Annotated in this window: 1 rRNA gene; it reads right to left on the minus strand. The window is 53.9% G+C overall.

The features are described 5' to 3' along the window. Window positions 1–843: ribosomal RNA gene (locus CG50_RS15950) — 23S ribosomal RNA — on the minus strand; the annotation flags it as partial.

Consider the following 843-nt stretch of genomic DNA (forward strand, 5'->3'; position numbering starts at 1 on the left):
TTGACACACAGTTCAATTTCGCTGAGTCCACGTTTGAGACAGCGGGGAGATCGTTACGCCATTCGTGCAGGTCGGAACTTACCCGACAAGGAATTTCGCTACCTTAGGACCGTTATAGTTACGGCCGCCGTTTACTGGGGCTTCAATTCGGAGCTTGCACCCCTCCTTTTAACCTTCCAGCACCGGGCAGGCGTCAGACTGTATACGTCGCCTTACGGCTTCGCACAGCCCTATGTTTTAAGTAAACAGTCGCCACCCCCTAGTTTGTGCCCCCGGCCCATGGTTGCCCACGAACCGGGCCTCCTTCTCGCGAACTTACGGAGGCATTTTGCCGAGTTCCTTAAACGTGGTTCTCTCAAGCGCCTTGGTATTCTCTACCAGTCCACCTGTGTCGGTTTAGGGTACGGTCTGATGGAGGGCTATTTCCTGGAACCTCTGAGCAGCCCGATCAATCCGATAAGATCGAACTACCTTTGAGATCCGTCACATCCTCCTGGCCCACGAATATTAACGTGGTTCCCATCGACTACGCCTTTCGGCCTCGCCTTAGGGGCCGGCTTACCCTGCTCAGATTAGCTTTAAGCAGGAACCCTTGGACTTTCGGCGAGAGGGTCTCTCACCCTCTTTATCGCTACTCATGTCAACATTCTCACTTCTGATCACTCCACCGGATGCCTTACAGCCCGGCTTCACAGTCAGAACATTGCCTCCAATGTATCCGAAGATACCAAGGAGGCAGCGTTCTATATCACAGAACGCTCCGCTACCACGCACATCGCTGTGCATCCAAAGCTTCGGCTCGTGGCTTGAGCCCCGTTACATCTTCGCCGCAGGATCTCTTGA

The sequence above is a fragment of the Paenirhodobacter enshiensis genome (assembly GCF_000740785.1).
GTDB lineage: Bacteria > Pseudomonadota > Alphaproteobacteria > Rhodobacterales > Rhodobacteraceae > Rhodobacter > Rhodobacter enshiensis.